Here is a 5,588-nt window from a genome sequence, read left to right on the forward strand (position 1 = left end):
CACCCCTGCTACCGGATCGTCTACCCGGCCATCCCGGAACCCGCCCGCCCTCGCGGCTGGTGCGCCCACTGCATGCGGGACCGCTCCATGACCAAGGACGGCGTCATGGGCAACCACCGCTGGAACGGACGCAACTGGTCGGAACCGTGCCCCGGATCCGGCCATGCCCCGTGGAAGCCCGTCCGCAACCAGACCCACCCCGGCGAGCAGCGGGAAGCCCGATGAATGCCAACGAGGCCGCCGAACTCCTTGCCCACGCCAGCAGCTTCGACAACCGACAGCCCTCCCTCGCCGCCGCCACCGCCTGGGCCGCAGCCCTCAACGACGTGCCGCTCGACGCCGATGCCAAGACCGCCGTCGCCGCCTACTACACGACACCGCCGCAGGACCCGAACCAGCGCCTGTGGATCCTTCCGCACCACGTCCGCACGCTTCGTACGAAGATCCGCAACGCCCGGCTGGAGAACTTTCAGTACGAACCCGTCGGCGACGAAACCACCCCCGAGTACCTCGCCCGCTACCGCGGCCAAGTCCGCGCCATAGCCTCCGGCCGCATCGCTCCGCCCACCAGCCGCCCTGCCCTCGAAGGCGCCCCCTCCAAGAACTTCATGCGCCAGCTGGAAGCCCGCGGCTGGGAAGGCAACCGCACCATCCCCGACACCGACAGCGAGCCCCTCGCCGATGCCGTACGGCGCTCCGGCCCTCTCGGTGTCCAGTGCCCGGTGTGCAGCGCCGAAATCGGCTTCCCCTGCAAGGGCGGCCGGGCCACCGCCAAGCACCCCATCGGCAAGCCCCTCCCGAAACCGCATACAGCCCGCACCCGCGAAGCCGTCGGCGAGCCCCAGCCCACCGCCGAACAGCGGGCAGCTGAGGAACAGCGGATCCGCGACGCCTCCGCCCGCGCCCTGGCCCGGCTCGCCGCCGAGGAGAACATCCCCGACGCCGACATCGTCGACGAGGTGGCCTCATGACCAACACCCCGATACCGACCAGCCTCCGCCGCGCCCAGCACCCCGCCCGGGCCATCCCGTGCCCCCACTGCCGCGCCGCCACCGGCCAGCCCTGCACCGTCCCCGCCACCGGCCGGCCACTCCCCAACCCACACCCATCCCGTACGGACGCCGCAGCGAAGGCGAGGACGGCCGCATGACGTGCCGTGTCTGCGGACGCCCCCTCCGCAGCCCCGAGTCCCGCACCCGCGGTGCCGGGCCCGTCTGCTGGCGCAACACCACCACCCCCGTACGACCGGCGCCTGCACCGCCCAGCCACACGGCCGTCCCCGGACAGACCGAACTCCCCCTCCAGCCCATGCAGCCCACCCTCTGGAGCCTCTGATGCCCATCCGCCCCGAGAACAGGAAGCGCTACCCGAACAACTGGCCGGAGATCAGCGCCTCTATCCGCTTCGACCGCGCCGGCCGCCGCTGCGAATGCACCGGCCAATGCGGACGCGGCACCCACCCCGGACGCTGCCCCAACACCCACGGCGGACTCGCCTACGGCACCGGCTCCCAAGTCATCCTCACCGTCGCCCACCTCGACCACACGCCGGAGAACGTGGACCCCACGAACCTCCTCGCCATGTGCCAGGGATGCCACCTCCACTACGACCGCGACCACCACGCCGAAACCCGAGCCAAAACCCGCGCCGCAGCCCTTGCCGAGAGCGGCCAGCTCAACATCTTCGGGGCCATCGGATGACCGGCATCCCTGAGGCCGCTGTAGCCGCCCTCGCCGCCGGAATCGAGGACTACCGGCTCACCACCCCGCAGAGCAGCAAACACCCCGAGGAGCCGCAGAGAGAGCCGCCGAATACCTCCTCAGCAGCGGATGGACCGTACGCATCCCCGGAGAACCGGTTCGAGGACCAACCGCGCGTCCGGCGCCCTGACCAACGGTCAGCCGCCCCAACTGCCCGGTACGCCCTACCTGCCCCAATCGTGAGCCACCCCAAGGAGCCCCACATGACCATCATGACCATCTCAACCTCGGCCGGACCGATCACCGTGGACACCACCGAACCCGTCGCCGGACTGCACGTGTACGAGATCCCTGCCGACGTAAGCCCGCTCTCGGAGTACCGCTGGATCCTCGCCCACCACGAGGGCCGCGCACTGGCCGCGTTCAAGTCGTTCGACGACGCGACGAAGGCCGCCAACGCCGTGTCCACGTACGCCGACTGGTCCCGCAACGCCATGACCGCCGCCAACGAGATCAGCTTTGGCGGCAACGCCGAGCGCTTCGGGTTCCAGCTCATGGCCCACGGCGGCCAACACCCCAACGCCTGACTGTGACCGAGGAGTCGATGTGACCCGTCAGCCCGCCCGCATCCAACGCCGCCGCACCAAGGGGTGGCGCGCGCCCGCCGGAGCCGTCTACGTCGGACGCGGCACCCGCTGGGGCAACCCCAACCGCATCGTCCCCGAGGACTTCGGCGGCTTCACGGTCACCCACGACTACGGCGGCAGCGTCGGTGTGTTCGCCGCCAAGCGTGACGCCCGGTACTTCGCCGTGGAGTCCTACCGCATTCACCTTGAGGACCATCCGCAGCTCGTCGAGCAGGCACGGCAGGAGCTCGCGGGCCGGGACCTCATGTGCTGGTGCCCGCTGCCCGAGCCCGGCGCCCCGGACCTCTGCCACGCCAGCGCGCTGCTCGCGCTGGCCAACCCCACCCCGTGACTGCCCCCGAGGAGAACGAGATGACCCACCAGCCCGTTGTCACCTGCCAGGCCACCGAGTACGAGGTGTCGCTGCTCCCCGAGAACGACATCAACCGGCACGTCTACACGATCACCGTGCAGTACCGGGGCGAAGGCCGATGGGCCGTCACCCGGCACAGCTCATGCCTCGGCGCAGACGGCACCTGGGAGTTCGGCGTCAAGGAGTACGACCGCGGCGACAACTGGCTCAACTCCCACCGCTTCGACCTCGACACGGCGCTGCGTCTGGCCCGCGAGCAGGCCCCGCAGATCGTCGTCAATGGCCGCACGGCGGCCGAGGTGGTCGAGCTCACCCGCCCCGCCCCTGCCCCGGACGACGATCCGATCTGCGGCGACCAGTACGACGACGAGATCTGCGAGTTGGAACCGGGCCACGTCGGAGCCCACAGCACCGGAACCCTCTGCTGGGACTACGCCCCCGAGCGGCCCCGCCCCACCCCGTGACACGCAGCACGCCCGCCCCTGTCGCTATCAGGGGCGGGCGCCCGGCCAGCCTTCCACACACCTTGGAGACACCCATGACCACCCAGCCCGAGCCTGTCCGTCCCGTCTGGATCGACGGCGAACCCACTATGGAGGCCGTTGCCGCCGCCGTGTGGGAGCAGTGTCAGCACTCCGAGAGCGGCCTCGTTCTCGACGACCCGCGCAACATCGCCGCCGTGGTGGCTGCGGTCCGTACCGCCGCCGGACAGCCGGCCGCCGACCGGGCCGCCCTCCGCAACCGCATCGCCGAGGCGATGTACCACGACCAGACGCCGCCCCCCGTCCTTCCGTGGGCGCAGGAACTGCCCTTGGACCGTGAGTACTTCCTGCGGCGCGCCGATGCGGTGCTCGCTGTGCTGCCCGAGCCCGCCACCGGGGCCGCCGTGTGCATCTGCGGGCACACCGAGGCGCAGCACTTCGAGGACGTGTGCGTCACCGAGGTCACGGGCTGCGCGTGCGGCGACTACCTGGAGCCTCAGGACGCTGCCGAGGTGATCGACCGCTGGCGGCAGGCGGCTCTCCGGGCACGAACAGACCGGGCTGCCGTCCTGCGGGAGGCAGACGACGAACTTGTATGCGTTGACCAGTGCGGGTGCTGTGATGCCTGCGGCATGGAACCGTTCGGTACGCCCGCAGAGGGCTGGCGAGAGGCTGCACGGTTCCTGCGGCGGACCGCCCGTGACTCCTCTGATCGTCGAGGAGCGGTCCACGGGGCCCGCCTCATCGAGGCGGAGCTGCGCCGGTTGGCCGACGAGGCGCAGCAGCCCACAGCCGACGCCGGAGCGCCCCGTCGTGGCGATGCCTTCGAGCAGTGGCTCAAGACCCAGCGCGACGAATACCACCAGACCACCAGCCGCGAGTGGCATGCGCTGGACGAGGCCCTCGATACCTACCGGCTGCACGCGGACACCGGCACGCTGCTGGACGAGCACGTCTGCGAGCGGCAGTCGGTCGAGGAATGCGACTGCCGGGAGGGAAAGCCCGCTGCCGGGGAGCAGCCCGAGCGGGCGCCGATGGACCCGGTACACATTCTCGGCATCTGGGCCTCGGACGGTTCCGGGGAGCAGCCCGACGCCCGGCGCGAGCGGTGGGAGGCGGCGATGCGGCGGACCCCGCTCGGGTATGCACTGGGCGACATCCGTGTACAGGATGCCGTCGCCATCGGAATGGCCGAGGCGGACGAGGAGCAGCAGGCACTGCTCACCATGCTCCAGGCCGAGCGCGCGCAGGCGGACGGAATCATGGCCCGTCTGCGTGCCGAGTTGGAGCAGACCCGCGCCACCACCCTGCGGGACTTTCTGGTCCAGTTGGAGCAGTCCGCCGGGGACGGCGTCGTGGAGAACCTCCTCGCCCACAACCCCGACCTGGAACGCCTTGCCGCCACGCAGCCGGGCCCGGTGCCCGAGGACGGGGCGCACGGGCCCGACCTCTGGCAGACGATCCATGGTCTCGTCGCGTGGATCGACACCAACAACGGCCGCGACCAGCACGAGATCGCCATGCGCATCCTCAAGGTCACCGAGGAAGCCGGGGAAGTCGCCTCCGCGTACATCGGCATGACGGGCCAGAACCCGCGCAAGGGCGTCACCCACACGATCACCGACGTGCAGGGCGAGCTGTGCGACGTGATGCTCACCGCCGCCGTGGCCCTCGCGTCCATCAGCGACGACCCGGGCAGCATGTTCGACGCGAAGCTTGCCCGGGTCGCGGAGCGGGCGGCGGCCGTGGAGGCGCAGCGGTGACAGGCCCTTCGTCCACGCCCCGGGGCGGCCTGGGAGACCCGGCTCATCCGCACCGAGGTGGTGGTGGAGGACGGGCAGCCCGAGCCGCAATCGAACCGGGCGGCACGCAGAGCAGCCGCACGCAGCCGAGAACGCGGCCAGGCGGCCGTCTCCCGCGATAACAACCCGAGAACGCCCCTTCGCTCCCGCGAGCCCGAGAACGAGCCACAGAGAGCCACACAGTCAATCCGACCGAAGGACCATCACATGACCAGCCCAGCCGACGAACTCCGCACCGCTGCCCGACGCTGCCGAAGCGGCATGCTCATCGCCCGTGCCGACCTCGACATGCCCCTCGCCGACTGGCTCGACAGCGCGGCCGAGGACGCCGAACAGATCGGCGCCGACTACCGCGCCCTCGCTGTGGCCCGGCAGATCAACCGCACCCCATGACCACCGCCCCCGAGCCGCTCCTCTGCCAGTGGTGCCGCCAACCCCCCACCGGCGGCACCACCTGGTGGGACCAGCAACCCCAATGCGCCGACCCCCACGCCTGCGCCGAACGGATCGAGCCAGCCCGATGAATGCCGCACGCGTCCTCGGCACCGCCATGCCCCTGCTGCTCCTCACCGCAGCAGCCGCCGTCGCCGTGCTGCTCCACGCGG

9 protein-coding genes are annotated in these 5,588 nt (G+C 71.0%); all 9 read left to right on the forward strand.

Features of this window, described 5'->3' with window-relative positions:
- Positions 1–225: hypothetical protein (locus GA0115259_RS40395; RefSeq protein WP_161230414.1), on the forward strand; the 225-nt coding region annotated here is incomplete at its 5' end.
- Positions 222–971 carry a zinc finger domain-containing protein gene (locus GA0115259_RS18745; protein ID WP_093598286.1) on the forward strand — a complete coding sequence of 250 codons (750 nt, stop codon included), beginning with the start codon at positions 222–224 and terminating at the stop codon, positions 969–971. The genes GA0115259_RS40395 and GA0115259_RS18745, both read left to right, overlap by 4 nt.
- A gap of 58 nt (positions 972–1,029) precedes the next feature.
- Complete coding sequence (locus tag GA0115259_RS42850; RefSeq protein WP_370748136.1) at positions 1,030–1,335, forward strand: DUF6011 domain-containing protein; 306 nt, start codon at positions 1,030–1,032, stop codon at positions 1,333–1,335.
- Positions 1,335–1,700: a hypothetical protein gene (locus GA0115259_RS18750; RefSeq protein ID WP_093598289.1), complete on the forward strand. Its 366-nt coding sequence runs from the start codon at positions 1,335–1,337 to the stop codon at positions 1,698–1,700. The genes GA0115259_RS42850 and GA0115259_RS18750 overlap by 1 nt, the downstream gene beginning before the upstream one ends.
- Positions 1,701–1,963: 263 nt before the next feature.
- On the forward strand, positions 1,964–2,287 hold the full coding sequence (locus GA0115259_RS18755) for a hypothetical protein (protein ID WP_093598292.1): 324 nt from the start codon (positions 1,964–1,966) through the stop codon (positions 2,285–2,287).
- A 19-nt stretch (positions 2,288–2,306) separates the two neighbouring features.
- Positions 2,307–2,678: a DUF4326 domain-containing protein gene (locus GA0115259_RS18760; protein ID WP_093598295.1), complete on the forward strand. Its 372-nt coding sequence runs from the start codon at positions 2,307–2,309 to the stop codon at positions 2,676–2,678.
- Positions 2,679–2,698: 20 nt separating this feature from the next.
- Positions 2,699–3,163 carry a hypothetical protein gene (locus GA0115259_RS18765; RefSeq protein WP_093598298.1) on the forward strand — a complete coding sequence of 155 codons (465 nt, stop codon included), beginning with the start codon at positions 2,699–2,701 and terminating at the stop codon, positions 3,161–3,163.
- A gap of 74 nt (positions 3,164–3,237) precedes the next feature.
- Positions 3,238–4,944: a MazG-like family protein gene (locus GA0115259_RS42855; RefSeq protein ID WP_345941020.1), complete on the forward strand. Its 1,707-nt coding sequence runs from the start codon at positions 3,238–3,240 to the stop codon at positions 4,942–4,944.
- A 246-nt stretch (positions 4,945–5,190) separates the two neighbouring features.
- Positions 5,191–5,376, forward strand: coding sequence for a hypothetical protein (locus GA0115259_RS39630; protein WP_093598301.1), 186 nt, complete (start codon positions 5,191–5,193; stop codon positions 5,374–5,376).
- Positions 5,377–5,588 lie beyond the last annotated feature (212 nt).

This window comes from Streptomyces sp. MnatMP-M17 (genome assembly GCF_900091995.1).
GTDB lineage: Bacteria > Actinomycetota > Actinomycetes > Streptomycetales > Streptomycetaceae > Streptomyces.

Excerpts from the sequence above, each read along its gene's own strand:
- GA0115259_RS18755 (WP_093598292.1), top strand. The coding sequence starts at position 1,964 with ATGACCATCATGACCATCTCAACCTCGGCCGGACCGATCACCGTGGAC.
- GA0115259_RS18750 (WP_093598289.1), top strand. The coding sequence starts at position 1,335 with ATGCCCATCCGCCCCGAGAACAGGAAGCGCTACCCGAACAACTGGCCG.
- GA0115259_RS18765 (WP_093598298.1), top strand. The coding sequence starts at position 2,699 with ATGACCCACCAGCCCGTTGTCACCTGCCAGGCCACCGAGTACGAGGTG.
- GA0115259_RS39630 (WP_093598301.1), top strand. The coding sequence starts at position 5,191 with ATGACCAGCCCAGCCGACGAACTCCGCACCGCTGCCCGACGCTGCCGA.
- GA0115259_RS42855 (WP_345941020.1), top strand. The coding sequence starts at position 3,238 with ATGACCACCCAGCCCGAGCCTGTCCGTCCCGTCTGGATCGACGGCGAA.
- GA0115259_RS18745 (WP_093598286.1), top strand. The coding sequence starts at position 222 with ATGAATGCCAACGAGGCCGCCGAACTCCTTGCCCACGCCAGCAGCTTC.